This is a genomic window from Rhizobium indicum (assembly GCF_005862305.2).
Classification (GTDB): domain Bacteria; phylum Pseudomonadota; class Alphaproteobacteria; order Rhizobiales; family Rhizobiaceae; genus Rhizobium; species Rhizobium indicum.
In genome coordinates this window covers 4,244,996-4,271,478 of the sequence record NZ_CP054021.1, presented here as the reverse complement: position 1 = coordinate 4,271,478, position 26,483 = coordinate 4,244,996, and the positions used below count along the sequence as shown (strand labels likewise).

Here is a 26,483-nt window from a genome sequence, read left to right as displayed (position 1 = left end):
GGGCTTCCGAAAGCAAAAATGAGTGAAATCAGCGTGTCAGACGCTTGTGAGCCTGGCTGCCCGGGTTAAGGGCGTCGGGGCCGAGACGGCGAACCTTGTCCTGTTCATAATCCTCGAAGTTGCCTTCAAACCATTCGACATGGCCGTCGCCTTCGAAAGCGAGGATATGCGTCGCCAAACGGTCGAGGAACATGCGATCATGGCTGATGATGATGGCGCAGCCGGCAAAGTTCTCCAGCGCGTTTTCCAAGGCACCCAGCGTTTCCGTATCGAGGTCGTTGGTCGGTTCGTCGAGCAGCAGAACGTTGCCGCCGGCCTTCAGCATCTTGGCAAGGTGAACACGGTTGCGCTGACCACCAGAGAGATTGCCGACCTTCTGCTGCTGATCGCCGCCCTTGAAGTTGAAGGCGCCGCAATAGGCACGGGAGTTCATGTCGAACTTGCCAAGCTTGATGATTTCGGCGCCGCCGGAGATTTCCTCCCAGACCGTCTTGTCGGCCGCAAGGGTGTCACGGCTCTGGTCGACATAACCGAGATGCACGGTCTCGCCGATGCGGATCGAACCGCCATCCGGCGTTTCCTGGCCGGTGATCATCCTGAATAGCGTCGTCTTACCGGCGCCGTTCGGGCCGATGATGCCGACGATGCCGCCTGGCGGCAGCTTGATCGACAGGTCGTTGATCAGCGTACGGCCCTCGAAGCCCTTGGTGATGCCGTCCATCTCGATGACCACCTGGCCGAGGCGCTCGCTGACCGGGATGATGATCTGCGCGTCGCCGGGACGCTGCTTCTCGGCGGCATCCACCAACTGCTCATAGGACTTGATACGCGCCTTGGATTTGGCCTGACGAGCCTTCGGGCTGGAAGCGATCCATTCCTGTTCGCGGCTGATCGCCTTCTGGCGCGATGCGTCTTCGCGGCTTTCCTGCAGCATGCGCTTGGCTTTCGCCTGCAGGTAGGCCGAGTAGTTGCCTTCGTAGGGGATGCCACGGCCGCGGTCGAGTTCGAGAATCCATCCGGTGACGTTGTCAAGGAAGTAGCGATCGTGGGTAATCATCATCACGGCGCCCGGATAGTCGCGCAGATGTTTTTCGAGCCAGGCGATGGTTTCGGCGTCTAGGTGGTTGGTCGGTTCGTCGAGCAGCAGCAGATCCGGCTGCGAAAGCAGCAGGCGGCAGAGCGCAACACGGCGACGCTCACCACCGGAAAGGCTGGTGACTTCGGCGTCGCGCGGCGGGCAGCGCAGCGCTTCCATCGCCATCTCGACCTGGCTTTCCAGATCCCAGAGGTTCTGGCTATCGATGACGTCCTGAAGCTTGGCGCCCTCTTCCGCCGTCTCGTCGGAATAGTTCATCATCAATTCATTATAGCGATCGAGGACAGCCGTCTTCGAGGCGACGCCTTCCATGACATTCTCGAACACCGTCTTGTTGGGATCGAGATGCGGCTCCTGCTCCAGATAGCCGACCGTCGCACCTTCGGCGAGCCAGGCTTCGCCGGTATACTCCTTGTCCTGACCTGCGATGATGCGCAGCACGGTGGATTTACCCGCGCCGTTCGGACCAAGGATACCGATCTTGGCATCCGGGTAGAACGAAAGGTGGATATTCTCCAGGATCTTCTTGTTGCCATAGGCCTTGTTGAGGCCGGACATATGATAGATGAACTGACGTGCCATGCTGCGCTGCTCCGGGCGGGAAACTTCGATTGTGCCGCTATGTAGGCGAAACAGCGCCTGCGGGCAACGCCAAACCCGGTTTACTCAGGATTTCCGGTCAAAAGCCCGCAGCATCGACGACGCCCTCGTCACAGCCGAACGATGTTTTTCCAGCACCCTGGATCAGATCGGCAAGCCCGGCACTTTTCGCCGATGCCGCCCCGGCGGCTTCCGAAAGCCCGATCGTCAGCTCGCTGATCATCCTGACATTGCCGGCCCGCCGGCAGCTCATCTTGACGCGGTCGCCGGCACCCGGGCCGAAGCTCTTGTCGAAAGCCGCCTTGATCGCGTCGGCCTTGACCGGCTTGCCGATATTGGCAGCGAAAAGATCGCGCACCGCCGACGCGTTGAGTGCGCCCACGAGATGCACACCGACACCGAAATAGTCGTCGGCGCTCATCTTCGTGCAGGTGCCATGCTTCACCCATTCATGCCGTTCCAGGCCGGATTGCGTGCCGGGCATCGCCTTTGCGAGCGCCGTCTTCGTCTCCGCCGCAAGCGTGACCTCCGGCAGCTTGTTCCAGTCGCCATCCTTGTCGGCGGCCTTCTGCTCGGCGCTTACGCCGCAATAATCCTGCCGCATTGGCCAAAGTCCGTGCAAGGAAAAGTTCGTCGCATCGGGACGCTCGCCGGTCTGGCTCGCACACTCGGCCTTCTTCTGGTTCGTCTGGCAAAAGGCCGGCTGCCAGCTCGCCGCCAGAATGAAGCGGGTGCGCCCGCCAGCCTCCTGCGCCACGGCGGCGCCGGCAATAACCATCGACACAGCGAACGACAAGGTACGCAACTGCATGCTGCTCATTTCAACCCCCAAAAAAAGAACAATACAGGAACAAATAAGCATCAAAATCAAAAGGCCGCAACCCTGAATCGCAACAAGGCCACAAATTGTTATCAGATAATCAAATACCCATGTTGCAATTACCCGGCGATCTGGTCTGTTGCCGCCGGGAGGATCACATGTTTTCTGAAACGCATAGGCTCGCCGTGCCAGGGGCGTCGCTGGCCTATCACCATGCCGAGGCCATCACCCCGGCACGCGGCATCCTGTTGATATCGCATGGCTTGGCCGAACATTCGAAACGATACCGCTCCTTTGCCGAGGCGATGGCGGCGCGCGGATATCATGTCTATGCCCATGATCATCGCGGCCACGGCGAGACGACGGCGCCCGACGCGCCGATCGGCCGCTTTGCCCGGCGCGGTGGGGTCGAAAGGGTGATCGGCGACGTCATCGCCATGCGCAGCCATGCGGCCTCCCGCCATCCCCGCCTGCCGGTGATCCTTTTCGGCCATTCGATGGGCGGCCTCATCGCCCTCAATGCTGCCGTCACGGCTCCGGTCGACTTCAATGCCGTGGCCGTCTGGAATTCGAATTTCGCCGTCGGCCTCGCCGGCCGCGCCGCCCAGGCGATGCTGCTTGCCGAGCGCATGCTGAAGGGCTCCGACGTGCCGAGCGGCTTGCTGCCGAAGCTCACCTTCGGCACCTGGGGCAAATCCATTCCCGGCCGCCGCACCGAGTTCGACTGGCTGTCGCGCAGACCTGATGAAGTCGACAAGTATGTCGCCGATCCGCTCTGCGGCTTTGACGCCTCAGTCTCTCTCTGGCTCGATCTCTTCGAGCTGACCTTCCGCGCGCCGCAGAAAATCCACCTCGACCGGCTGCCGCGGGACATGCCGATCCATCTCGTCGGCGGCGAAGAAGACCCGGCGACGGAGCGTGGAAAAGCCGTGCTCTGGCTGTCAAATCATTTGAAAGGCCAAGGCTTCTCCCGTATCAGCACTGAGATATATCAGGACATGCGGCACGAAACACTGAATGAGATCGGCGCGGATGCGGCGATCGCGGCCTTTGCGGACTGGTGCGACAGGGCCGTCGCAAGATCCTGAGCGATCAATATCCTGAGTGACCAATATCCTGAGTACAGGGATTTCATCATGAACAGCACCTCCGTCCGCCCCGTTTCGTCCGCCTCCGACGTGACGATGGGGCTTGTGCTGATGTTTGTCTCGGTGATGTTCTCGCCGCTCATCGATATTTTCGCCAAGCTTGCCATCGTCACAGTCCCTTCCGCGGAGATCACCGCCGGCCGCTTCGCCGTACAGGCGCTCTGCATGTTGCCGATTGTGATATGGCGGCGCAGCTTTGCCGATTTTTCCTGGCGCCAGAACCTGTTCCATGCCATCCGCGGCGCGATCATCACGGTCTCGATGATCTCCTTCGTCACCACGCTGAAATACATGGCGGTCGCCGACGCGATTGCGATCTTCTTCGTCGAGCCGATCATTCTGACGATCCTCGGCGGTATCTTCTTGAAGGAGACGATCGGCTGGCGGCGCTATAGCGCCTGCGGCGTAGGCTTCTTCGGGGCAATGCTGATCATCCAGCCGAGTTTCGAAGAAGTCGGCTACATCGCGCTTCTGCCTGTCGTCAGCGCGCTCTGCATCGCCATCTTCGTGCTGATGACCCGCGTCCTCTCGCACAAGGAGGACCCTTGGGCGATGCAGTTCCAGATGAGCATCTGGGGCCTGCTCTTCTGCGCCATCCTGCTTTTCCTGGGCCAGGGAACCGGCTCCGATCTCGATCCGGTCATGCCGGATGGCCGCGCCTGGTTCTACGTCGCCGGCGTCGGCGCCATGGCCGCGATATCGGGCATCCTCGGCGTCTATGCCTATCGCGCAGCACCAGCCTCGACGCTCGCACCGCTGCAATATTTCGAGATCGTCTCGGCGACGATCTTCGCCTGGCTGGTCTTTGGCGACTTCCCGGATGCGGTCAAATGGCTCGGCATCATGATTATCATGGCGTCGGGCTTCTACATTGTCTGGCGTGAGCGCCGCTTTGCATCGAAACCGGTATCCGGTACATCAGAGGCGACGCTGGCGCCCTAGATCTAAGCCCAGATCTAAGAACGAGAGCCCGGAGGAACATGACGGAGACCGTGACGAAAAAACCGCCGCTTGCCGGCATCCGGGTGATCGAGCTTGCTCGCGTGCTCGCCGGCCCCTGGGCGGGACAGATGCTCGCCGATCTCGGCGCCGACGTCATCAAGGTCGAAAATCCCGACGGCGGCGACGATACGCGCCAATGGGGGCCACCCTTCGTCGAGGGCGCCGACGGCGAAAATCTCTCGGCCGCCTATTACCACGCCGCCAATCGCGGCAAGCGCTCCGTCACTGCCGACCTGAAGAGCGCCGAAGGCCAGGATCTCGTCCGCCGCCTCGTCTCCACCGCCGATGTGGTCATCGAGAATTTCAAAGTCGGCGGCCTCGTCAAATACGGGCTCGATTATGACAGCCTGCGCAAGGTGAACCCGAAGCTCGTCTATTGCTCGATCACCGGCTTCGGCCAGAACGGCCCTTATGCCAGCCTCGCCGGCTACGATTACATCGTCCAGGGCATGTCCGGCTTCATGTCGATTACCGGGGAGCCGGGTGGCCAGCCGATGAAGGCAGGTGTCGCCATCGCCGATATCTTCACCGGCATTTATGCCGTCTCGGCGATCGAAGCCGCCCTGATCCATGCCCTGAAGTCAGGCGAAGGCCAGTTGGTCGACATGGCCCTGCTCGACGTGCAATCGGCCGTGCTCGCCGATCAGAACATGAATTACCTGGTCTCCGGCGAGGCGCCGACCCGCCTCGGCAATGCCCATCCCAATATCTCGCCCTATGAGGTCGTGCCGACGGCGGATGGTTATCTCATTCTCGCGGTTGGAAACGACGGCCAGTTCCGCCGCCTCTGCACCATCCTCGGCCTGGAGGCCATCGCGAGCGACGAGCGTTTCGCCACCAACAAGGCACGCGTCGGCAATCGCGCCGAAGTGCGCCGCCTCATCTCCACCGAGACGCTGAAATGGCAAAAGGCGGATCTGTTGAAGGCCTGTGAAGAGAACGCGGTTCCATCAGGCGCGATCAATACGATCGAGGAAATGTTCGCCCATCCGCAGGTGCAGGCCCGCGGCCTGCGCATCGACCTTGCGGATGCCGCCGGTACCGTGATCCCAGGGGTCAGGACGCCGGTGGTGCTGTCGGAGACGCCGCTGCGTTATATCAGGCCAAGCCCGCGTCTCGGCGAACACCAGGCAGAAATTCTGGCCGAACTCGCAGAGCGCGAGAGGAAGGCATCGTCATGAGGAAGGCATTGTCATGAAGAAGACGGGCGGGGAACTGATCGTCGAGGCGCTGAAGGCGAACGGAGTCAAGCGTCTCTCCTGTGTGCCCGGCGAGAGCTTCCTCGCCGTGCTCGACGCGTTGCGCGACAGCGATATCGACGTCCTCGTCTGCCGCCAGGAGGGCGGAGCGGCGATGATGGCGGATTGCTGGGGCAGGCTGACCGGCGAACCCGGCATTTGCATGGTGACCCGTGGCCCCGGCGCCACCAACGCCTCCGCCGGCCTGCATATCGCCAAGCAGGACTCGATCCCAATGATCCTCTTCATCGGCCAGGTGCAGCGGGAAGCGAGAGAACGCGAGGCCTTCCAGGAGGTCGAGTTCCGCCGCGCCTTTACCGAATTCGCCAAATGGGTGGGCGAGATCGACGATGCCGCCCGCATTCCCGAGTTCGTCACCCGCGCCTTTGCGATCGCAACCTCCGGCCGTCCCGGCCCTGTGGTGCTGACCCTGCCGGAAGACATGCTGCGCGACGAAGTCGAGGCGCCCCGCGCCAAGCGCTATGTCGGCGTCGAAGCCCACCCCGGTCGCAGCCAGATCGACGATCTCTATCTGCGCCTGCTCAAGGCCGAGCGGCCGATGGTGATCCTCGGCGGCACGCGCTGGGATGCCGATGCCGTCGCCGATTTTGCAATTTTCGCCGAACGTTTCAAATTGCCGGTCGGCTGCTCGTTCCGCCGGCAGATGCTGTTCGATCATCTGCATCCCTGTTATGCCGGCGATGTCGGCATCGGGATCAATCCGGCGCTGGCAAAGGAGATCAAGGAGAGCGACCTGCTGATCCTGCTGGGCGCCCGCATGTCGGAAATGCCCTCCTCATCCTATACGCTGATCGATATCCCATACCCCCAGCAATCGCTGGTGCATATCTATCCCGATGCATCCGAACTCGGCCGTATCTACCGTCCTGATCTTGCGATCTGCGCCGCTGCTGCCGATTTCGTTGAAGCGCTCGCCGATCTGGAAGCGCCGGCCGAGCCGCACTGGGCGGAGCGCACGGAACGCATGCACCAGGCCTATCTCGCCTGGTCGAAGCCGCCTTCGACAGGTCCGGGCGCCGTCCATATGGGGCCGATCATGGAGTGGCTGGAGGCCAATACCGGGCCGGACGCGATCTTTACCAATGGCGCCGGCAACTACGCCACCTGGGTGCACCGCTTCCATCGTTTCCGCCGCTTCAACACCCAAGCCGCCCCCACCTCCGGCTCGATGGGTTACGGCCTGCCGGCCGCCGTCGCCGCCAAGCGGCTCTTTCCCGAGCGCGAGGTCATCTGCTTTGCCGGGGACGGCTGCTTCCTGATGCACGGACAGGAATTCGCCACCGCCATCCGCTACGGTCTGCCGATCATCGCAGTCGTCGTCAACAACGGCATCTACGGCACGATCCGCATGCATCAGGAGCGCGAGTATCCCGGCCGCGTCAGCAGCACCGATCTGACCAATCCCGACTTCGCAGTCCTTGCTCGCGCCTATGGCGGCCATGGCGAGACGGTGGAGACGACGGCGGATTTCGCCCCCGCCTTCGAGCGGGCACGCGCCAGCGGCAAGCCCGCAATCATCGAAATCAAACTCGATCCCGAAGCGATCACGCCGACGCGCACGCTCTCGGAAATCGCGCAAACAAAAAGCCGGTGAGCACGCGCAGTGCTCACCGGCTTCAGGTAATCGGAATGGCGCGATTTAGTCGAGTGCCGCCGTGATGATGAACTCGACCTTGTATTTCGGCGCAGCGAGCTTGGCTTCGCTGGTGGCACGGGCCGGCGGATTGGCCGGATCGATCCAGCCTTCCCAGACGGCGTTCATCTCGGCGAAATCGGCGATGTCGGAAAGGTAGATGATCGTCTGAAGGATCTTCGACTTGCTGCTGCCTGATGCAGCCAGCAGACGGTCGACTTCGGCAAGCGATGACTTGCACTGATCGGTGACGCTTTCGCCCTCGCCGACCTGGCCTGCGAGATAGACCGTGTTGCCGTGAATGACGGCGCCGCTCATGCGCGCGCCGACGTCGATACGCTTAATGCTCATTCTAGTCTCCTGAGTGAATGGAAGGTGATGGCGCTGCGGCGCAGCGCCGGAAAATCGGCAGCCGGAACGGGGCCTAGCTACGAATATGGTGGGTCTTCTGGTAGATCGCCGTCGAGCGGGCGCCGGAGCGGCAATAGCCGAGCATCGGCCGCGGGAATTCGTCGAGCGCATCGACCATGCCCTGCACCGCTTCCTCGGTCACGCCCATCGGTCCGACAGGCACATGGGCGATCTCGAGGCCGAGCTCCTTGGCGCGCGCCTCGATGACGGAGAACGATGTCTGATCCGGGCTCTCATGGTCGGGGCGGTGGCAGACGATCGATTTGAACCCGAGCGCCTTGATCTCGTCGAGCTCCTCGAGCGTGATCTGGCCCGAAACCGAATATTCATCGTCGATCTGGCGAATATCCATCGTCTTGTCTCCTCAAAAATCGTGGGCTGAAGGTCTACGACGGAGGTCTGCCAGCGTCAACAACACTTCGCTCACAGGAAGGCAAAGGTCAGCGCATAGCTGCGGCTCTCGCCGGGCGCCAGCATGTTGAACTCACCGGCTGCCTCAAGCTCGTCGCGCGAGATCCACCGATGTGAAACCGGCTCGATGCCGATGATGTGGGCTGGCGCCTTCTGGTTCCGCCAGACCTGCAGATGGGGCAGCGTGTCGGCGCGGAAACGCACTCGCAGCGTCCTGCCGCCGATAGCGGCGATCGGTCCGAGGCGGACCTCCGCGAACCCCTCCGTTGCCGGCGCTGCGACGCAGAAGATGCCGCCCGGCTCCTCGCCGAACGTCCAGGGGAAACCGCCATTTTCCAGCATGCGGCCTTCGAGCCGCGTGCCCTCGTCCAGCCATTTGCCGCCGGTGTTCATGTGGTACATCAGGAAGGTCGGCACCGTCCGATCGCTTGTATTGACGACCCGATCCTCGAGCCGCACCTCGCCGGTCGCCCCATCGATCCGCCACAGCCGCTCGATGCGCTGCGGCAGTCCCTCGACAGTCGTGATGTCGATATCGGCGCGGCATTCGGCATTGCCGTTCTCGAACTTCGTCCACAACACCTTTGCCGCATGGCTAGAAGCCGATCCGTGCAGCGGATAGACCTTGCCGCCGTCCCGGCCGGGGATCGGCTGGCGGTGGCGGATATGGTCCGGCCCGCAGGTGAAGAGGAAGCCCTCGAGCGAGTGATCGATTCGCGGGTCGCCGTCATCGGGAATGGCGCGTTTCGGAGCGATGTCGACGCCTTCGACGATGCATCCGCCGATATCCAGTACCGATGTTTCGTCCAGCATCAGGCGCGGCCCGCTTGCGGCGGCAAATTCGATCATCACGGTCTCCTCGGGGAATGGTCGGCCCCTTAGAGCGCCATGCGTCCTTTCGGACGCACAAAGGACGCTCTAACACTTTGAAACAACGCATCATGCTTTCCGAAAAACGGAATCGATTTTCGCAAAGAAGGATGCGCTAGCGTTAGGTTTCGGGCCGCCATTCGTCAATCGGCGTCGCCCGTATCTTGCGTTTTTGCAGCAACCGTGGATTTTGCGGAACTGACACAAGGACGCAAACGTTTATGAGCAAAAGGAAATCTTAGTGATTTTCATATTTTGTTCAGCACGCTTTCATAAATTCCACACTAGCGTCAAAATTCGCAGGTGTGTGTCTGCCAGTCACTGTTCGAGGTATGAGACGTGAATCGCTTTTTGAAGTCGGCATTTTGCTTCGCGGCCGTTCTGACTGCCCTTGCGGCTACACCGCCAGAGGCAGGCGCGCAGCAGTTCCGCGACCGCCGCCAGAGCGATATCGTGCTTGTGACGCCGAGCGGCGAAATCCTCGACTATATTCCAGCCGGCTATATCTACGCCCGCGACCGTAGCGGCAATCGCGTGTTGATCGACGACTATGGCAACGTCGTCGCTACCGAGATGCGCGCCCGCGGCTACTATCCGCCGCGGCCCGGCGCACGCGAAGTCTATAACGACCAGTACGGCAACGACCCCTATTATTCCGACAACAATCCCGATGGCGATACACGTTATTCCGAGCGCGGCGCCGTCACCGGCGGTATTCCGCGCGATGCCGCGATCGAGCGCCATCCGCTCGGCGACCAGCCCTATCCCGAGGATAACAGCATCGGCAATCCGCAGCCCGGCGACGATTATGCCGCGATTGATCCCGACCAGCAGATCCCGCCCGCCGATCAGCCGAGGGCGGCCGCACCCGATGAACCTGTCATCACGCTGAACAACAAATCGAAGCCGGAGATCGTCGCATTGCAGGTCTTCCTCGACCGCGCCGGCGTCTCCCCCGGCGTCATCGACGGCCATATGGGTTCGAACGTCACCAAGGCGATCTTAGCCTACGATCAGATGACCGGCTCGAAGCTCGACCCGAACAACACTGACGCCATTCTGGAAGAGCTGCGCATGACCGGCGGGCTGCCCGTCGTCAGCTATACGATCACGCCGGCCGATGCGGCAGGCCCCTTCGTCGCAGAGATTCCGGAAGACTATTCGCATAAGGCGCTGCTGCCGTCGCTGGCTTACACCTCGACCACCGAGATGCTGGCCGAGCGTTTCCACATGGATGAGGCTTTCCTCAAGGAGATGAACCCCGGCGCCGACTTCACCGTTCCTGGCACCGTTATCAAGGTCGTCAATCCGGGCGAGCCGAAGAGCGGCGCGGTCGCGCGCATCATCGCCGACAAGGGCCGTAAGCAGGTCTTCGCTTATGACGGCGCCGGCAATCTCCTCGCCGCCTATCCGGCGTCGATCGGCTCCACCGATACCCCCTCTCCGTCAGGCACCGTCAACGTCGAGCGTGTCGCCCTCAATCCCGGTTACACCTACAATCCGAAGATCAATTTCCAGCAGGGCGCCAACGACAAGATCCTCAATATCCCGCCCGGCCCGAACGGCCCCGTCGGCACCGTCTGGATGGCGCTTTCCAAGCCGACCTACGGCATCCACGGCACGCCCGAGCCCTCGAAGATCGGCCGCACTCAGAGCCACGGCTGCATCCGGCTGACCAACTGGGATGCCACCGAGCTTGCCAAGATGGTCAAGCCGGGAGTGACGGTCGAATTCGTCGACTGAAATCATTCTGACGATAACAACGACAAGGCCGCCGGATCGCTCCGGCGGGCTTGTCGTTTCAGGTGGGGGATATATTCAAGCGGCCGAGCGGACCATCGGGCTCGTCACGCGGGCGGATGCCGTCAGCCTGACCGGCAGCTTGCGCATGATTTCCTCGGCAAAACAGGTGGCGTTCTCACGCGCCTTGTCGAGGTTGCTGACGCGCGTCGGATCGATCGTGTGCAGCGTGCCGCCACAGTCGAAGATGTCGCGGAAGGCGGAGCGTTCGATGATCGCCGTATCGAGCACCGGCACATGCCGCTCGCTGAGCAGCGACTTGACGACTTGCAGCGCCCGCGTCGTCACCATCGAATTGACGCGGGTGAGCACCACCGAATGGCCGATCTTGATGCCGGCCTTCTCATCCAGATACTGCAGCAGTTCGAGCACCTGCGCACCGCCGCGCGCATCCATCGCACAGCCCTGAATGGGGATCAGCACGTGGTCGGAAAGGCCAACGGCAGTGGCAAGCAGCGGATTGCGCGCACCGGGCAGATCGACGATGAAATAGTCGGTATTGTGCTTGTTCTCGCTGATATGCACCGGCAGCGACGCAGTTGTGACGAAATCGATCACCGAAAGATTGGGCACATGACCTGATATTTCGTGCCAACGCGAAATCCAGTGCTGCGGGTCGGCGTCGAGAATGGTGACGCGATAACCTTTGCGGGCAAGCTCGGTCGCGAGCAGCAGAACAGCGGTCGTCTTGCCGGCGCCGCCCTTGGTATTTGCGAATGTGATGACAGGCATGTTCGGTCCTCGGAAGGAATGGTGCGAGCCGGAATCGCTCTTTTACGCACCGTCGGAGCATCGTGCGGTTAATTCATTCTTTCTAATCATGGTTAACAAATTCGAAAGACGCGCGGCGAAATTGCAGCCGGTATTTTTCACATCCCTAAAAATAGGGATGCTGCCCGAAACGAAAAAGGCCTGGGAAACCGCGGTTTTCCAGGCCAGTCTGTTGGTCCGCTCTTATGTCGTCAGAAGCAATCTTTGAATAGGGCCTTGGTATTTTCAAGCGTCAGTGCAACCGGGTTGCCGCCGGCGCTCGGATCTTCGATCGCCATGGCCGATAATTCGTCGATGCGGTCGGCAGCGATCCCCATCGCCGACAGCGTCTCCGGCACGCCGAGTTCGGAGCGGAGCTTCAGCACATAGTCGTAGAACCCGTCGAAACCGCCCGAAATGCCGAGATAGGCGGCGGCGCGGCCGATCTTCTCCTCGATCGCCTTGCGGTTGAAGCGCAACACCGCCGGCATCACCACCGCATTGGTCATGCCGTGATGGGTGTTGTAGACGGCGCCGATCGGGTGCGACAGCGCGTGGATGGCGCCGAGCCCCTTCTGGAAGGCGACCGCGCCCATGGCGGCGGCGGCCATCATGTTGGCGCGGGCTTCCAGATCCGTGCCTTCCCTATAGGCGCGTGGCAGGAACTCCTTGACGAGGCGCATGCCTTCGAGCGCGATGCCGGCCGACATCGGGTGATAGAAGGGCGAGGAATAAGCCTCCAGGCAATGGGCGAAGGCATCCATGCCGGTCCCGGCCGTGATGATCTTCGGCATGCCGACCGTCAGTTCCGGATCGGAAATAACGACGCCAGGCAGGAACTTCGGATGGAAAATGATCTTCTTCACATGCGTTTCGGAATTGGTGATGACGCTGGCGCGCCCGACTTCCGAACCGGTGCCTGCCGTTGTCGGCACCGCGACGATCGGGGCGATACCCTCGAGGTTCGCACGCGTCCACCAGTCGCCGATATCTTCGAAGTCCCAGACCGGCCGCGTCTGGCCGGCCATGAAGGCGACGCACTTGCCGAGATCGAGCCCGGAGCCACCGCCGAAGGCGACGACGCCGTCATGGCCGCCGTCCTTGAAGGCCCTAACGCCGGCTTCGAGGTTTTTCTCGTTCGGGTTCGGATCGACATCGGCGAAGATCGCCCGGCCGAGACCGGCATCTTCGAGGATATCGAGGGCGTTCCTGGTGATCGCCATCGAGGCAAGGCCGCGGTCGGTGACGAGCAGCGGCTTCTTGATGCCGAGGCTCTTGCAGGCATCGGCCAGTTCCTTGATGCGGCCCCGGCCGAGCTTGACCGATGTCGGGTAGCTCCAGTTTGCGGTGATGTTGCTGCTCATGCTGTGACTTTCTTCAGATGGAAGGATTTCGGACGCGTCAGATTGTGGAAGCCGATGATCGACAGCGAGCCGCCGCGGCCGGTCTCCTTGACGCCGGTCCAGCAAAGCGCCGGGTCGAGATAGTCTGCGCGGTTCATGAAAACAGTGCCGGTTTCGATCTCGCGGCCGAGCCGTGCCGCCCGCCCAACATCCCGGGTCCAGAGTGAAGCCGTCAATCCGTATTGGCTGTCGTTCATCAGCGCCAATGCTTCCTCGTCACTTTTCACCTTCATGATGCCGACTGCCGGGCCGAAAGTCTCTTCGCGCATGAAGGCCATGGAGTGATCGACATCGACGAGGATCTGCGGGGCGAGATAGGCGCCGCCGTCATCCTCAGGGAAAAGCTTGGGATCGACAAGCGCTTTGGCGCCCTTGGCGACCGCATCGGCGATCTGCTCGCGTACCACCTTGGCGAAGCGCTTATGCGCCATCGGCCCGAGCGAGGTTTCCGGATCGAGCGGATTGCCGAGCTTGTAGTTCGATACCCAGGCAACCGATTTCTCGACGAAGGCGTCGTAGAGCGATTCATGCACGTAGATGCGCTCGATGCCGCAGCAGCACTGACCGGAATTGTAGGTCGCGCCGTCCATCAGCGTGTCGACGGCCGCCTCGAGATCGGCGTCCTCCATGACATAACCCGGATCCTTGCCGCCGAGTTCGAGGCCGAGGCCGGTGAAGGTGCCGGCAGCCGCCCGCTCCATCGACCGCCCGCCTTCGACCGATCCGGTGAAGTTGACGAAATTGAAGCTGCCGGCGGCAATCAGCGCTGACGTCGTTTCATGATCGAGTAAGACGTTCTGGAACACATCCTCGGGAACGCCGGCCTCGATGAAGGCCTGCACCAGCCGCTCACCGACCAGCAGCGTCTGCGAGGCATGCTTCAGCACCACGGTATTGCCGGCCATCAGCGCCGGCGCGATCGTGTTGATCGCCGTCATGTAGGGATAGTTCCATGGTGCTACGACGAAGACGACGCCATGGGCCTCGCGCTCGATGCGCCGCTCGAAACGATCGCTCTCCTCGACGACAACAGGCGCCATCGCGTCCGCCGCGATCGAGGCGACATAGTTGGAACGCTCGTTGAAACCCTTGTATTCGCCGCCATACTTGATCGGCCGGCCCATCTGCCAGGCGAGCTCTGGCACGACGACATCGGACATCTCGTTCAGCCGCGCAGCACCCTTCAGCACCAGTTGCACACGCTCTTCGAGGGGCCGTTTCGCCCAGGCTTTCTGCGCCTTGCGGGCGCGCGCCACCACATCCTTGGCGGCATCGAAAGAAAGGGCTGCGCGCTCGGCATAAACCGACCCGTCAACCGGTGAAATGCATTGGATCATTGCCATGATCTGTTCCTATCCTCGTATTCTTCAAAATTTGAGTGAGGCCGTGGCACCTCATCCGCCTGCCGGCACCTCTCCCCGCAAACGGGGCGAAGGGGATATGCCGCACCGGCTTTCCCTAACATCGACGCTGCGTTTGGCACGTCCGCTCTCCCCGTTTTTACGGGGAGAGGGTTAAGGTGAGGGGCAAGCAAATCGCAAATGCCTATTAAGCTCTTTCGAAACCGCGCGCCACTTCCCAATCGGTGATGCGGCGGTCGTATTCTTCCTGCTCCCATTCGCCGGCGCGCGTATAGTGGTCGATCACGTCGTCGCCGAAGGCCTTGCGTAGCATCGCCGATTCCGTCATCGCCGCCGTGGCCGCGCGCAGCGTGCGCGGGATCTCGCGAACGCCCTTGCCGCCATAGGCGTCGCCAACGAAGGGGGCTTCCAGTTCGAGCTTGTTCTCGATGCCGTCAATGCCGGCGGCAAGCAGCGCGGCGAAGGCGAGATAGGGATTGAGATCGGAGCCGCCAACGCGGCACTCGATACGGATACCCTTGGTCTCTTCGCCGCACAGGCGATAGCCGGCGGTGCGGTTGTCCTTGCTCCAGATCGCCTTGGTCGGCGCAAACGTGCCGGCCATGAAGCGCTTGTAGGAGTTGATGTAGGGCGCCAGGAAATAGGTGATCTCGCTCGCATGAGCGAGAAGCCCGGCGACGTAATTATGCATCAGCGGCGACATGCCGTATTTGCCGGTATGGTCGAAGAAAAGCGGCTTTTCCTCCAGGCTCCAGAGCGACTGGTGGATATGCGAGGAACTGCCGGCAGCATTGTAATTCCACTTGGCGAGGAAGGTGATAGCCTTGCCCTTCGACCAGGCAATCTCCTTGCAGCCGTTCTTGATGATCGCGTGCCGGTCGGCCATGGCGAGCGCATCGGCGTAGCGCACGTTGATTTCCTCCTGGCCGGCCGACGCCTCACCCTTGGAGTTCTCGACCGGGATGCCGGCGCCCTGCAGCCCGGTGCGGATCGCCCGCATCACCTCTTCCTCCTTGGTGGTCTGGAAGATGTGGTAGTCCTCGTTATAGGCGCTGACGAGCTTGAGGTTGCGGTAGCCGGAAGCCTGCGCCGCCTCGTAGCTCTGGTCGAACAGGAAGAATTCGAGCTCCGAGGCCATGTAGGCCTTCATGCCCATATCCTCGAGCCGCTTCACCTGCTTCTTCAGGATCGCGCGCGGCGAGTGGGCGACCTCCTCGTGCGTATGATGATCGAGCATATCGCAAAGCACCAGCGCGGTGCCTTCCAGCCAGGGAATACGACGCAGCGTCGCAAGATCCGGCTTCATCGTGTAGTCGCCGTAGCCCTTCTCCCAACTCGTCGCCTTGTAGCCGGAGACGGTCTCCATCTCCATGTCGGTGGCGATCAGGTAGTTGCAGCTGTGCGTTTCCTTCCAGGCGCTCTCGACGAAATATTCCGCTTGGAAGCGCTTGCCCATCAGTCGGCCCTGCATATCCACCTGGCAGGCCAGAACCGTGTCGATGCGCCCTTCGGCAACATCCTTCCTGAGATCGTCGATTGTGTAGCTGCTCATGATTGATCCGCCTGAATTGAATTGAGAAAATCGGGGCAACGAAATCGCATGCGCTCGGCCGGACTTTGCGGCCTGATGCCTTTTCGTTGTGCCGGTGATGGGGCCGCAGGATGCGGCCCCGCCATTTGAGAGGGAAGCCTCGATGCTTAGTTTTCGCCGCTTTCGCCGACGGCTGCTTCGGCGGCCGCGATCTCGGCCTGACGCTTTGCCACTTCCGCACCGATCGGCGGCCCCTTGAAGCGGCGGCTTTCGAATCCGAACCAGACGATCGCCGTCAGCACCAGGAAACCGACGGTGATGTAGAGCGCCCATTCGTTCGGCGGCTGAATGCCGAGGATGAAGATCAGGATCATCGCGATGACGGTCAGCACGGCAAAGAGCTTGAAGACGCCTTCGCCGAGGTTCCACGGTCCCATCTTGTCCCACTTCGACGTGCCCCAGGCGAACAGGCCGAGCGTGATCGGGATGGCGAAAGAGAAGAACAGGAAGATGACCGTGCACGAGACGACGATCGTATAGACCGGCGTGTCACCAATCGTAGCGAGCGAGGAGCCCCAGACGAACAGAACCGAGAGGATCGAGCCGGTCCAGATCGCAGCCACCGGCGTGCGGTGCTTTGGGCTGACTTTCGACAGGACCTTCGACGCCGGCAGACCGCCGTCACGCGAGAAGGCGAAGATCATGCGCGAGACCGAAGTAACGGTCGCAAGGCCGCACAGCCACTGGCTGACGAGGATGGCAAGATAGAGAATGTCCTTGACGATCGGGTTGACCTGGCTGTCCATCGCCCAGAAGAACACGTTCCAGCCCTGCTTTGCCGCATCATCCATATTCGGCAGCATGAGCACGAAGGCGCACAGCATGATATAGCCGAAAAGCGCCGACCAGAGCACCGAGGCGACCATGCCGCGCGGGACCGATTCGGCAGCCTTGACCGTCTCTTCCGACGTATGCGCCGAGGCATCATAGCCGGTGATGGTGTAGATCGGCAGCAGCAGGCCGAGCAGGAAGACCCAGGCACCGGAGGTGGAAGGCCAGACATTGCCGCCGACTTCGCCGGAATAGTTGGCGAAGGTGAAAAGGCGGCCGATCTCGTAGGAGGGCGCTGCGATGAGGCAGACGGCCGAAAGCGCGATAGCGGTCGCGAAGATGAGATAACCCGAGAAATCGGTCAGCTTCGCGGTCAGTCCGATGCCCATGTGGTTCACGAGCGCCTGCGCGCCGGTGATGACCACGAGGAAGATGATGCGCACCGTCGTCGTGTCGGTCAGCCCGAAATAGCTAGTGCCGAACGACCCCATGAAGAAATAATAGGTGCCGACATTGATGGCGCCCAGCACGGTGACGAGACCGAGCAGGTTGAACCAGGCGGTCACCCAGCCGGTAAAGCGGTTTCCGAGGATCGAGCTCCAGTGATAGAGGCCGCCGGCCGTCGGATAGGCCGAGCTGATCTGCGCCATCCCGATGGCGAAGACGAGCGAGATGAAGCAGCCGACCGGCCAGCCGATGCCGATGGCGGCGCCGCCGGCACCCGAGGTCGCCTGCGCCAGCGAATTGATGCCGCCGGAGAGAATGCAGATGATGGAAAATGAGACGGCAAAGTTCGAAAACGAGCTCATGCGCCGTTCGAGTTCCTGGGCATAACCCATGGAATGCAGGATGTGCACATCCTGCTTCTTGTCCAGTTCGGTATAATCCGACATGACTTCCCCCTGTTCACGATTGGCCGCGGAATTGCGGGCCGATTCAGTGCCAATTGTCCGCGGCATTTGCGCCATGCGGACGTTCGCAGTTAAACTGCTCCCTCGGGTCTTCTTATTATTCAGGCGTCCAGACTTTGCTGGAGCAGCCCTTTCAAATAATCGGCCATGACCCCTTGGCCGATATCGTTTGCGATGAGGTCGTTGCGGACCTCGATCATCACATTGCGCAAGCCGTTCGAAAGCCCGTGCAGGATCAGCGTGTGCGTCACACCGTCCTCAGGCCCGTAAGGCTCGTTGCGTTCCGTTCTGTAAAGCGGCGCCTCGGCCGCTGCCCTCAGCATGCGGTCGGCGAGCCGGCTATCTTCATCGTGCAATATACCGAGTTCGACCGCGCGTTCGCGGCCGTGATAGACCGGCGTGAAGCTGTGCATCGTCACAATGATGCTGTCCTGCCCCCTCGCCCGGCGATCGCGGATCAGCCCGCGAATGGCGTCGTGGAAAGGCACATAGAGCGCGTCTGTGCGCGCAAGCCGTTCTTCGGGGCTCAAATCCCTATTGCCGGGAATGTCGTAGATTTCGCTGGTCTCCGGCATGGCGCCGGGTGAACTGGGCGGCCGGTTACAGTCGTAGATAAGCCGGGAGAACCGCTGGTAAACGAGCGTCGCGTCGAGCGCTTCCGATAGGATGCGGGCGACCGCAAGCGCGCCCGGGTCCCAGGCAATGTGAGTGGAGAGCGCTTCGCTGGGCAGGCCGAGATCGCCGAAAAGGGCTGGAAGCGCATTCGAAGCGTGCTCGCAGACCAGAAGCACCGGGCTCCGGCCGTGGATGCGTTCGATCCCGACGCAGTCACCGTCCGCTTCACTGAGGATTTTCGGCCGGGCCAGCACCAAAGGCGCCACTCCTTATCCCTTAACAAATTCTTGATGAAGAAAAGAATTCTTCAGGTTTCGGTCGGTGTCAAGCATCCACTGAAAATTTCTTTTCATGACAGTGGTTGACATGGATTATGACAGCGTTGTTAACTTTGAGTGGGAAAGTGGCGCCAGACCATCCCGGGGAGCATATTAAGTGACAATTGCGTCGAAGACGGTTTCGGACGTCATACACTCGCATTTGGGGGTGTTGACTCGTGCCGAGAAGCAGCTGGCCGAAAGCCTGCTCGACAACTATCCGGTCTCCGGCCTCGGCAGCATCACCACGATCGCCGAAAACGCCGGCGTCTCGACGCCGACCGTCGTGCGCATGGTGCAGAAGCTCGGCTTCAAGGGTTATCCGGACTTTCAGGCGCATCTGCATCAGGAAGTCGAGGCGACGATCTCGAATCCGATCGCCAAGCACGACCGCTGGGCGCAGAACGCGCCGGGCACCCATATTCTCAACCGTTTCGCCGATGCCATCATGGGTAATCTGCGCCAGACGCTGACTGATCTCGACACCGCGACGTTCGACAGCGTCGCCGCGTTGCTCTCCGACCGCAAGCGCGGCCTTTATTTCGTCGGAGGCCGCATCACCGGCGCGCTTGCCGAATATTTCTTCACCCATATGCAGGTGATCCGGCCGGCAACGACGCTGCTATCGTCGAATTCCAGCAGCTGGCCGCAATATGCCCTCAACATGAATGCCGGCGACATCCTGATCATCTTCGACATCCGCCGCTATGAGCAGGAGATGGTGAGCCTTGCGACCGCCGCCCGCAAACGCGGCGCCGAAATCATCGTCTTCACCGACCAGTGGGGTTCGCCGGCCGCCAAGCTCGCCAGGCATGCCTTCCGCGTCCGGATCGAGGCGCCATCGGCTTGGGATTCCTCCGTCGTTACCCTTTTCATCGTCGAAGCGCTGATCGAGGCCGTTCAGAACTCGACCTGGGACGAGACGAAGGAGCGCATGAAGACACTGGAAGGCCTGTTCGAGCAAACCAGGCTTTTCCGTAAACCGGGTTAGGAGGACAAGACTAAAACAGAAGAAAAACAATGGCGGATTTTTCGCGGAAACAGACGGCGTTGTCGCAAATAAAACATTTGTCGCAACCCCCGTTATTCACAGCAGAATTAACGTCATCGAACTGTCACACAAGCTTCATGTAATCTCATTAACAGCATCGCCAGACACTGAAAACCCGAAGGAGAACAACAGTGATCTCTAACATTTCTCGACTTCTGTCGCTTTCTACTGCGATGATCATGGCTTCGACCGCGATTGCCGCCGCCGAGCCGAGCGCTGAACTTATCGCCGCCGCCAAAAAGGAAGGCAGCCTGACGACGATCGCTCTGCCGCACAGCTGGTGCGGCTATGGCGACGTCATTGCCGGCTTCAAGGCCAAGTACGGCATCGAGGTCAACGAACTGAACCCGGATGCAAGTTCGGGCGACGAAATCGAAGCCATCAAGGCCAACAAGGGCAACACCGGCCCGCAGGCTCCTGACGTCATCGACGTCGGCCTCTCTTTCGGCCCGTCCGCCAAGAAAGACGGCCTGATCCAGCCTTATAAGGTCTCCACCTGGGATTCCATTCCGGATACCGCCAAGGATGCTGAAGGCTACTGGTACGGCGACTATTACGGCGTTCTCGCGCTCCTGGTGAACAAGGATCTCGTCAAGGAATCGCCGACTGACTGGGCCGACCTGAAGAAGAGCGACTATGCAAACAGCGTCGCCCTCGCAGGCGATCCGCGCAGCGCCAACCAGGCTGTCCAGGGCGTCTATGCCGCTGGTCTTTCCGCATCCGGCGGCGACGCGGCCAAGGCAGGCGAGGAAGGCCTGAAGTTCTTCGCCGAACTGAACAAGAGCGGCAATTTCGTGCCGGTCGTCGGCAAGGCTGCTCCCTTCGCGCAGGGCTCCACGCCGATCGTCATCGCCTGGGACTACAACGCCCTCTCCTGGGGCGAAGGCCTGAAGGGCAATCCTCCGTTCGAGGTCGTCGTTCCGAAGACCGGCGTCGTTGCCGGCGTCTACGTTCAGGCGATTTCCGCCTTCGCTCCGCACCCGAACGCTGCCAAGCTCTGGATGGAATACCTCTACTCCGACGAAGGTCAGCTCGGCTGGCTGAAGGGCTATTGCCACCCGATCCGGTTCAACGATCTTGCCAAGAACAACAAGATCCCGAAGGAACTGCTCGATAAGCTGCCGCCAGCAGCAGCCTATGAAAAGGCTGTCTTCCCGACGCTGGAAGAGCAGGCCGCCGGCAAGGAAACCATTACCAAGAACTGGGATTCCGTCGTCGGCGCCAACGTTCAGTAACTTTGATCCTGCCTCCCCGCCGCAAGGCGGGGAGGTTTTCTCACTCCGACGTCCCAGGATGAGCTTTTCCATGAGCACCGTTTCAACGCCGATGGCGAGCAGTGCCCCCTTGATCAACAAAGACCGCGTGATCGACTGGCTGGGCATCGCACCCTTCATTATATTCTCCCTGCTGTTCCTGATCATGCCCACGCTTTATCTCGTGGTGGGCGCGTTCCTGACGCCCGAGGGCGATTTCACGCTGAAGAATATCGGCGATCTTTTTACGCCATCGATCATGAGCGCTTACTGGATCAGTATCCGTATCTCGGTCGCCTCCGCCCTCGGCGGCGCGTTGATCGGCTTTTTCCTTGCCTGGGCCGTCGTGCTCGGCGGCCTGCCCGCCTCCGTGCGCTCGACGCTGCTGACCTTCTCCGGCGTCGCCTCGAATTTCGCCGGCGTGCCGCTCGCCTTCGCCTTCCTCGCAACGCTCGGCCGCACCGGCCTTGTGACGATCTTCCTGCGCGAATGGTTCGGCTTCAATCTCTACGGCACCGGCTTCAACCTGCTGTCCTTCTTCGGCCTCACCATCACCTACATGTATTTCCAGATCCCGCTGATGGTGCTGATTCTGACGCCGGCCCTCGACGGCATGAAGAAGGAATGGCGCGAAGCCTCGCAGATTCTTGGCGCCACCAACCGCCAGTACTGGACGATGGTCGCGCTGCCGATCCTTTGGCCGAGCCTGCTCGGCACGACGCTGCTGCTCTTCGCCAACGCTTTCGGCGCCATTGCCACCGCTTTCGCGCTGACCGGCAGCTCGCTGAACATCGTGCCGATCCTGCTCTATGCGCAGATCCGCGGCGACGTTCTGCACAATGCCAACCTCGGTTACGCCATCGCGCTCGGCATGATCGTCATCACCGGCGTCTCCAACGTCCTTTACCTCATGCTGCGCATGCGCGCCGAACGGTGGCAGAAATGAAAGCTCAACGTCTCGGAGCCTGGATCGCCATCATTCTCGGCGCGTCCTACTTTATCATCCCGTTGATCGGCACAATCGAGTTTTCATTGCGCATGCGCCGTGGCGAATACAGCCTCGATGCTTATGAGTCGGTATTCTCCGACATTCAGTTCCGGGAGACCTTCGGCTATTCGATGCTGATGGCGTTGCTCACCATCGTCTTCGGCATGCTGCTCGTCGTGCCGACGGCCTATTGGGTGCGGCTGCGGCTGCCGCAGATGCGTCCGGTCGTCGAATTCATCACGTTGCTGCCGCTTGTCATTCCGGCGATCGTCATCGTCTTCGGATACCTCAGGATGTATAATTCTTCGTCCTACCTGCCGCTGACGGGTTCGACGACCGGCACCAATATCCTGCTGGTCTTCTCCTATATCACCCTGTCCCTGCCTTATATGTACCGCGCCGTCGATACCGCCATGCGCGCCATCGACGTCCGCACGCTGACGGAAGCGGCCGAAAGCCTCGGCGCCCGATGGACGACCATCATGTTCAAATGCATTTTTCCCAACGTCATGAGCGGCGTGCTCTCAGGCGCTTTCATCACGCTCGCGATCGTCATGGGCGAATTCACCTTTGCCGCACTTCTGAACCGTCCGGCCTTCGGTCCCTACCTGCAGCTCGTTGGCGCCAACAAGGCCTATGAGCCTTCGGCGCTTGCCGTCATCGCCTTCTCGATCACCTGGCTCAGCATGGGCCTGCTCAACATCGTTTCCCGCGTCGGCAAAGCCCGCCCGGCAAAGGCTTAAGGTATCTGGCTCATGTCTTTTCTCACGCTGAACAACATTCAAAAATCCTTCGGCCCGGTTCAGGTCGTCAAGAACTTCAACATGAACATCGAGAAGGGTGAGTTCGTCTCCTTCCTCGGGCCGTCGGGCTGCGGCAAGACGACCGTTCTGCGCATGATCGCCGGCTTCGAAACGCCAACCGGCGGCACGCTGACCATCAACGGCAAGGACCAAAGCGCGCTGAAGCCGAACCAGCGCAATATCGGCATGGTGTTCCAGGCCTACGCGCTCTTCCCCAACATGACGGTACACGACAATGTCGCCTTCGGTCTCAAGGTCGCCGGCGCCCCAAAACCTGAGATCGACGCCCGCGTCAAGGAAATGCTCGGCCTGATCAAGCTCGATCACCTGGCCGACCGCTTCCCCTATCAACTGTCGGGCGGCCAGCAGCAGCGAGTCGCCCTTGCCCGTGCGCTCGCCGTCAAGCCGCAAGTGTTGCTGCTCGACGAGCCGCTCTCCGCACTCGACGCCAAGATCCGCGTGTCGCTGCGCGAGGAAATCCGCCAGATCCAGCAGCAGCTCGGCATCACCACGGTCTTCGTCACCCATGATCAGGAAGAAGCCCTTTCGATCTCCGACCGCATCGTCGTCATGAATGCCGGCAAGGCCGACCAGATCGGTTCGCCTTTCGAGATCTACAATACGCCGGCAACGCGCTTCGTCGCCTCCTTCGTCGGCACGCTGAACCTCATCGAGGCCAAGGTCGTCGATCCCGATACCAACCGCATCCAGATCGGCGATCAGGGCATAACGCTGAAGCAGTCGGTCGCTGCCCACAAGGCCGGAGAAACCATCTCGCTGGCGCTGCGCCCGGAAGCGGGCTCGCTCTCCGACAGCGTCAAGAGCGACACGGCGCTGACCGGCCATGTCGTTTCGGCCCACTTCCTGGGGTCGGTCATCCGCACGCGCATGAATGTCGGCGGCAACGTCATCTCCTTCGACATGTTCAACAGCCCGGGCACCACCCCGCCGCAGGCCGGCGAAACGGTAACCCTGCGCTTCATGGCAGCCGACCTGCTCATCATCCGCGACTGATTTCGCCAATACCGCTGAGACAAAAGGCGCCGCAAAACAGCGCTTTTTTTCATTTCAGCTCGTTCGAGCCGTCAGCAATCGTGATGCAGCCATCACCACAAAGCACTTGAACTCCCCCAGCTCGATGTCAGAAGTTGAGCAAACCAAATCAGCCGGGCAGCCTTCCGCCCAGCATCTTACCTGATGGGATATTTCAATGATTACCTGCCACCTGCGTTATGTGATCGATCCCTACAAGCTAGCCGAATTCGAAGAATATGCCCGGCTCTGGATTCCGATCGTCAACAGGATGGGTGGCACCCATCACGGTTATTTCCTGCCGTCCGAAGGCGCCAACAACATTGCCGTTGCCTTGTTTTCCTTCCCGAGCCTTGCCGCCTACGAGGACTATCGCACGCGCATGGCCAGCGATCCGGAATGTCAGGCCGCTTTCGAGCTCGACAAACGCAACCGCAGTATCGTCAGCTATGAACGCAGCTTCATGCGGCCCGTGCTCGGTTGAGCGAACCATGCACGACGGGAAATGAAAAAGCCCCGCCAGGCTGGCTGGCGGGGCTTTTTTCGTTCTGTCATGCGCTTAGCGGATCGCCTGGTCGTCGACATCGAAACGATGCACGTGCGCCTGGTCCGGCGTCGCATAGACGATCTCGTCCGGCTCGTACTGATGCTCGCCAAACAGGCGCGCCGTCAACAGGCCGCACTGGTCGGATTCCAGATAGATGATCGTGTCCGCGCCGAGATGCTCGACATGCACGACCTTCGCAGCCCAAGTCCCCTGTTCGCGCGATAACGTCACGTGTTCGGGACGCACGCCGATCGTCTTGGCGCTATGATCGCCGACCTTCTCGGCCGCGATGAAATTCATCTGCGGCGAGCCTATGAAGCCGGCAACGAAAACATTGGCCGGTCGTTTGTAGAGTTCCATCGGCGAACCGATCTGCTCGATCGCCCCGGCATTCAGGACAACGATCTTGTCGGCAAGCGTCATCGCCTCGACCTGGTCGTGGGTGACATAGATCATCGTTGCCTTCAGGCTGCGGTGCAGCCGGGCGATTTCGAGGCGGGTCTGGACGCGCAGCGCCGCATCGAGGTTCGACAGCGGCTCATCGAACAGGAAGAGTTCCGGTTCGCGCACGATGGCGCGGCCGATGGCGACGCGCTGGCGCTGGCCGCCGGAGAGTTCGGCCGGCCGGCGCGCGAGATAGGGTTCCAGCGAGAGCATGCCGGACGCCTTGCCGACACGCCTTTCGATCTCATCCTTGGCGGTGCCGGCCTGCTTGAGCCCGAGCCCCATATTGTCCTTGACCGTCAGATGCGGATAAAGCGCGTAGGACTGAAACACCATGGCGATGCCGCGCTTGGCCGGCGGCGTCAGCGTCTCATCGCGGCCGTTGATGACGACGGCGCCCGAGGTAACGTCTTCGAGGCCTGCAATGCTGCGCAGCAGCGTCGATTTCCCGCAGCCCGAAGGCCCGACGAAGATGACGAATTCGCCGTCCTTGACCTCGAGGTCGATGCCTTTCAGCACTTCATGCGTGCCATAGGTCTTGCGGATGGATTTGAGTTGAAGCGATCCCACTGTCTTTCCCTTACAATCTGACCGGCTGGCCGGTACGCACGCTCTCGTCGGCGGCAAGGCAGATGCGCAGCGACGCCACCGCATCCGCCATATGGCGGTCGAGGTCCAGATCCTCGCGGATCGCCCTCAGCATGAAGGCCTGTTCCAGGTCGCAGAGCGCCTGATGGCCAGGTTCGCCTTCCATCGTCATGTCCTGGTCGGGCCGGATGAACTTGCCGTCAGGCCCGGTCTCTGCCGTATGCAGCCGGATCACCGAGGTCTTGGTGTGCGTGTCTATATCGTCGGACTTGGCGTTCGGATCCATGACGATCGACACCGCGCCCTTCGGCGACATCACATCCTTCACGAAGAAGGCGGTTTCCGAAATCATCGGACCCCAGCCGGCTTCGTACCAGCCGACGGAACCATCCTCGAACAGCACCTGCAGGTGACCGTAATTATACATGTCGGCAGCGATCTCGTCGGACATGCGCAGCCCCATGCCGCGCACCTCGACGGCCCTCGCGTCAGTGATCTGACACATGACGTCGACATAATGCACACCGCAATCGACAATCGGCGAGGTGGTGCGCATCAGCGACTTATGCGTCGCCCAGGTCGGGCCGCTGGACTGCTGGTTGAGGTTCATGCGGAAGACGTAAGGCGGGCCGAGCTTGCGCGCCTCTTCGATCAGCTTCATCCAGGAAGGATGATGGCGAAGGATATAGCCGATCACCAGCTTGCGCCCCGCCTTCCCAGCTGCCGCGACGACGCGCTCGGCATCGGCGACGGTGGTTGCCAGCGGCTTTTCCACGAAGACATCGCAGCCGGCCTCGAAGGCAGCGACCGCATAATCGGCATGGCTGTCGGAATAGGTGTTGATGGAGCAGAGGTCCGGCTTCAGCTCGGCCAGCGCCGCCATGAAGTCGGGATGGATCGTATAGCCCTGCAGCTCAGGCTCCAATTGCGGCGTCGAGCGGTTGACGAGACCGACGATCTCAAAGCCGGGATTGTTGTGATAGGCGAGCGCATGGCTGCGGCCCATAT

24 protein-coding genes are annotated in these 26,483 nt (G+C 61.1%); 11 read left to right on the top strand and 13 right to left on the bottom strand.

All coding sequences use genetic code 11. The annotated features are described in order from the left end of the window. Positions 1 to 28: 28 nt before the first annotated feature. On the bottom strand, positions 29 to 1,678 hold the full coding sequence (ettA, locus tag FFM53_RS20735) for an energy-dependent translational throttle protein EttA (RefSeq protein ID WP_011652822.1): 1,650 nt from the start codon (positions 1,676 to 1,678) through the stop codon (positions 29 to 31). Between the two features lie 97 nt (positions 1,679 to 1,775). Then, positions 1,776 to 2,516 carry a ribonuclease T2 family protein gene (locus FFM53_RS20730; protein ID WP_138387060.1) on the bottom strand — a complete coding sequence of 247 codons (741 nt, stop codon included), beginning with the start codon at positions 2,514 to 2,516 and terminating at the stop codon, positions 1,776 to 1,778. A gap of 158 nt (positions 2,517 to 2,674) precedes the next feature. On the opposite strand from FFM53_RS20730, the gene FFM53_RS20725 reads away from it, so the two are divergent. The 4 genes from FFM53_RS20725 to FFM53_RS20710 are packed head-to-tail and all read left to right on the top strand — an operon-like array spanning position 2,675 to position 7,519. Next, positions 2,675 to 3,604 (top strand): alpha/beta fold hydrolase, encoded by a 930-nt coding sequence (locus tag FFM53_RS20725; RefSeq protein ID WP_138387059.1) that lies wholly within the window; start codon positions 2,675 to 2,677, stop codon positions 3,602 to 3,604. Positions 3,605 to 3,652: 48 nt separating this feature from the next. Then, a complete protein-coding gene (locus tag FFM53_RS20720) occupies positions 3,653 to 4,606 on the top strand; it encodes a DMT family transporter (RefSeq protein WP_138387058.1) in 954 nt (317 codons plus the stop codon). Between the two features lie 38 nt (positions 4,607 to 4,644). Next, on the top strand, positions 4,645 to 5,847 hold the full coding sequence (caiB, locus tag FFM53_RS20715; RefSeq protein ID WP_138387057.1) for a succinate--glutarate CoA-transferase: 1,203 nt from the start codon (positions 4,645 to 4,647) through the stop codon (positions 5,845 to 5,847). 13 nt (positions 5,848 to 5,860) lie between these two features. After that, on the top strand, positions 5,861 to 7,519 hold the full coding sequence (locus FFM53_RS20710) for a thiamine pyrophosphate-binding protein (protein WP_138387056.1): 1,659 nt from the start codon (positions 5,861 to 5,863) through the stop codon (positions 7,517 to 7,519). A 45-nt stretch (positions 7,520 to 7,564) separates the two neighbouring features. Here FFM53_RS20710 and FFM53_RS20705 read toward each other — a convergent pair whose 3' ends face one another. The 3 genes from FFM53_RS20705 to FFM53_RS20695 all read right to left on the bottom strand — a co-directional run bounded on the left by FFM53_RS20705 (position 7,565) and on the right by FFM53_RS20695 (position 9,229). Continuing rightward, entirely contained in the window at positions 7,565 to 7,909 is a 345-nt protein-coding gene (locus tag FFM53_RS20705) for a RidA family protein (RefSeq protein WP_138330493.1), read from the bottom strand. 73 nt (positions 7,910 to 7,982) lie between these two features. Continuing rightward, positions 7,983 to 8,321, bottom strand: a complete 339-nt coding sequence (locus tag FFM53_RS20700; protein WP_138330492.1) for a protein tyrosine phosphatase family protein — start codon at positions 8,319 to 8,321, stop codon at positions 7,983 to 7,985. A gap of 71 nt (positions 8,322 to 8,392) precedes the next feature. Next, positions 8,393 to 9,229 carry an aldose 1-epimerase family protein gene (locus FFM53_RS20695; protein WP_138330491.1) on the bottom strand — a complete coding sequence of 279 codons (837 nt, stop codon included), beginning with the start codon at positions 9,227 to 9,229 and terminating at the stop codon, positions 8,393 to 8,395. A 360-nt stretch (positions 9,230 to 9,589) separates the two neighbouring features. On the opposite strand from FFM53_RS20695, the gene FFM53_RS20690 reads away from it, so the two are divergent. After that, complete coding sequence (locus tag FFM53_RS20690) at positions 9,590 to 10,993, top strand: L,D-transpeptidase (RefSeq protein ID WP_138387055.1); 1,404 nt, start codon at positions 9,590 to 9,592, stop codon at positions 10,991 to 10,993. Between the two features lie 75 nt (positions 10,994 to 11,068). Here FFM53_RS20690 and FFM53_RS20685 read toward each other — a convergent pair whose 3' ends face one another. From FFM53_RS20685 to FFM53_RS20660, 6 genes are all read right to left on the bottom strand, one after another. Beyond that, a complete protein-coding gene (locus FFM53_RS20685; RefSeq protein WP_138387054.1) occupies positions 11,069 to 11,782 on the bottom strand; it encodes a ParA family protein in 714 nt (237 codons plus the stop codon). A 230-nt stretch (positions 11,783 to 12,012) separates the two neighbouring features. Further along, complete coding sequence (locus FFM53_RS20680) at positions 12,013 to 13,164, bottom strand: iron-containing alcohol dehydrogenase (protein WP_138387053.1); 1,152 nt, start codon at positions 13,162 to 13,164, stop codon at positions 12,013 to 12,015. Then, entirely contained in the window at positions 13,161 to 14,546 is a 1,386-nt protein-coding gene (locus FFM53_RS20675; RefSeq protein ID WP_138387052.1) for an aldehyde dehydrogenase family protein, read from the bottom strand. Before FFM53_RS20675 ends, FFM53_RS20680 begins: the two co-directional genes overlap by 4 nt. Before the next feature lie 205 nt (positions 14,547 to 14,751). After that, a complete protein-coding gene (locus tag FFM53_RS20670) occupies positions 14,752 to 16,116 on the bottom strand; it encodes a glutamine synthetase family protein (RefSeq protein WP_138387051.1) in 1,365 nt (454 codons plus the stop codon). 146 nt (positions 16,117 to 16,262) lie between these two features. Beyond that, positions 16,263 to 17,819 (bottom strand): amino acid permease, encoded by a 1,557-nt coding sequence (locus tag FFM53_RS20665; protein ID WP_173883615.1) that lies wholly within the window; start codon positions 17,817 to 17,819, stop codon positions 16,263 to 16,265. Between the two features lie 119 nt (positions 17,820 to 17,938). Beyond that, complete coding sequence (locus FFM53_RS20660; RefSeq protein ID WP_138387486.1) at positions 17,939 to 18,709, bottom strand: N-formylglutamate amidohydrolase; 771 nt, start codon at positions 18,707 to 18,709, stop codon at positions 17,939 to 17,941. A 178-nt stretch (positions 18,710 to 18,887) separates the two neighbouring features. Here FFM53_RS20660 and FFM53_RS20655 point away from each other — a divergent pair, with 178 nt between their 5' ends. The 6 genes from FFM53_RS20655 to FFM53_RS20630 all read left to right on the top strand — a co-directional run bounded on the left by FFM53_RS20655 (position 18,888) and on the right by FFM53_RS20630 (position 24,380). Further along, the gene (locus tag FFM53_RS20655; RefSeq protein WP_138387049.1) at positions 18,888 to 19,760 is read left to right on the top strand and encodes a MurR/RpiR family transcriptional regulator; all 873 of its coding nucleotides are present in this window, start codon (positions 18,888 to 18,890) and stop codon (positions 19,758 to 19,760) included. Positions 19,761 to 19,951: 191 nt separating this feature from the next. After that, positions 19,952 to 21,055, top strand: coding sequence for an ABC transporter substrate-binding protein (locus FFM53_RS20650; protein WP_138330485.1), 1,104 nt, complete (start codon positions 19,952 to 19,954; stop codon positions 21,053 to 21,055). 70 nt (positions 21,056 to 21,125) lie between these two features. After that, entirely contained in the window at positions 21,126 to 22,019 is an 894-nt protein-coding gene (locus FFM53_RS20645) for an ABC transporter permease (RefSeq protein ID WP_138330484.1), read from the top strand. Continuing rightward, positions 22,016 to 22,804, top strand: a complete 789-nt coding sequence (locus tag FFM53_RS20640) for an ABC transporter permease (RefSeq protein WP_026158775.1) — start codon at positions 22,016 to 22,018, stop codon at positions 22,802 to 22,804. Before FFM53_RS20645 ends, FFM53_RS20640 begins: the two co-directional genes overlap by 4 nt. A 12-nt stretch (positions 22,805 to 22,816) precedes the next feature. Continuing rightward, the gene (locus FFM53_RS20635; RefSeq protein WP_138330483.1) at positions 22,817 to 23,878 is read left to right on the top strand and encodes an ABC transporter ATP-binding protein; all 1,062 of its coding nucleotides are present in this window, start codon (positions 22,817 to 22,819) and stop codon (positions 23,876 to 23,878) included. Between the two features lie 196 nt (positions 23,879 to 24,074). Further along, positions 24,075 to 24,380 (top strand): NIPSNAP family protein, encoded by a 306-nt coding sequence (locus FFM53_RS20630; RefSeq protein WP_012758329.1) that lies wholly within the window; start codon positions 24,075 to 24,077, stop codon positions 24,378 to 24,380. A gap of 75 nt (positions 24,381 to 24,455) precedes the next feature. Here the strand turns inward: FFM53_RS20630 and FFM53_RS20625 are convergent, their stop codons facing one another. Together FFM53_RS20625 and FFM53_RS20620 are read right to left on the bottom strand one after the other, a co-directional pair. Next, the gene (locus FFM53_RS20625; protein ID WP_138387048.1) at positions 24,456 to 25,457 is read right to left on the bottom strand and encodes an ABC transporter ATP-binding protein; all 1,002 of its coding nucleotides are present in this window, start codon (positions 25,455 to 25,457) and stop codon (positions 24,456 to 24,458) included. A gap of 10 nt (positions 25,458 to 25,467) precedes the next feature. Beyond that, a complete protein-coding gene (locus tag FFM53_RS20620; protein WP_210273059.1) occupies positions 25,468 to 26,481 on the bottom strand; it encodes a Gfo/Idh/MocA family protein in 1,014 nt (337 codons plus the stop codon). Positions 26,482 to 26,483: the final 2 nt, after the last annotated feature.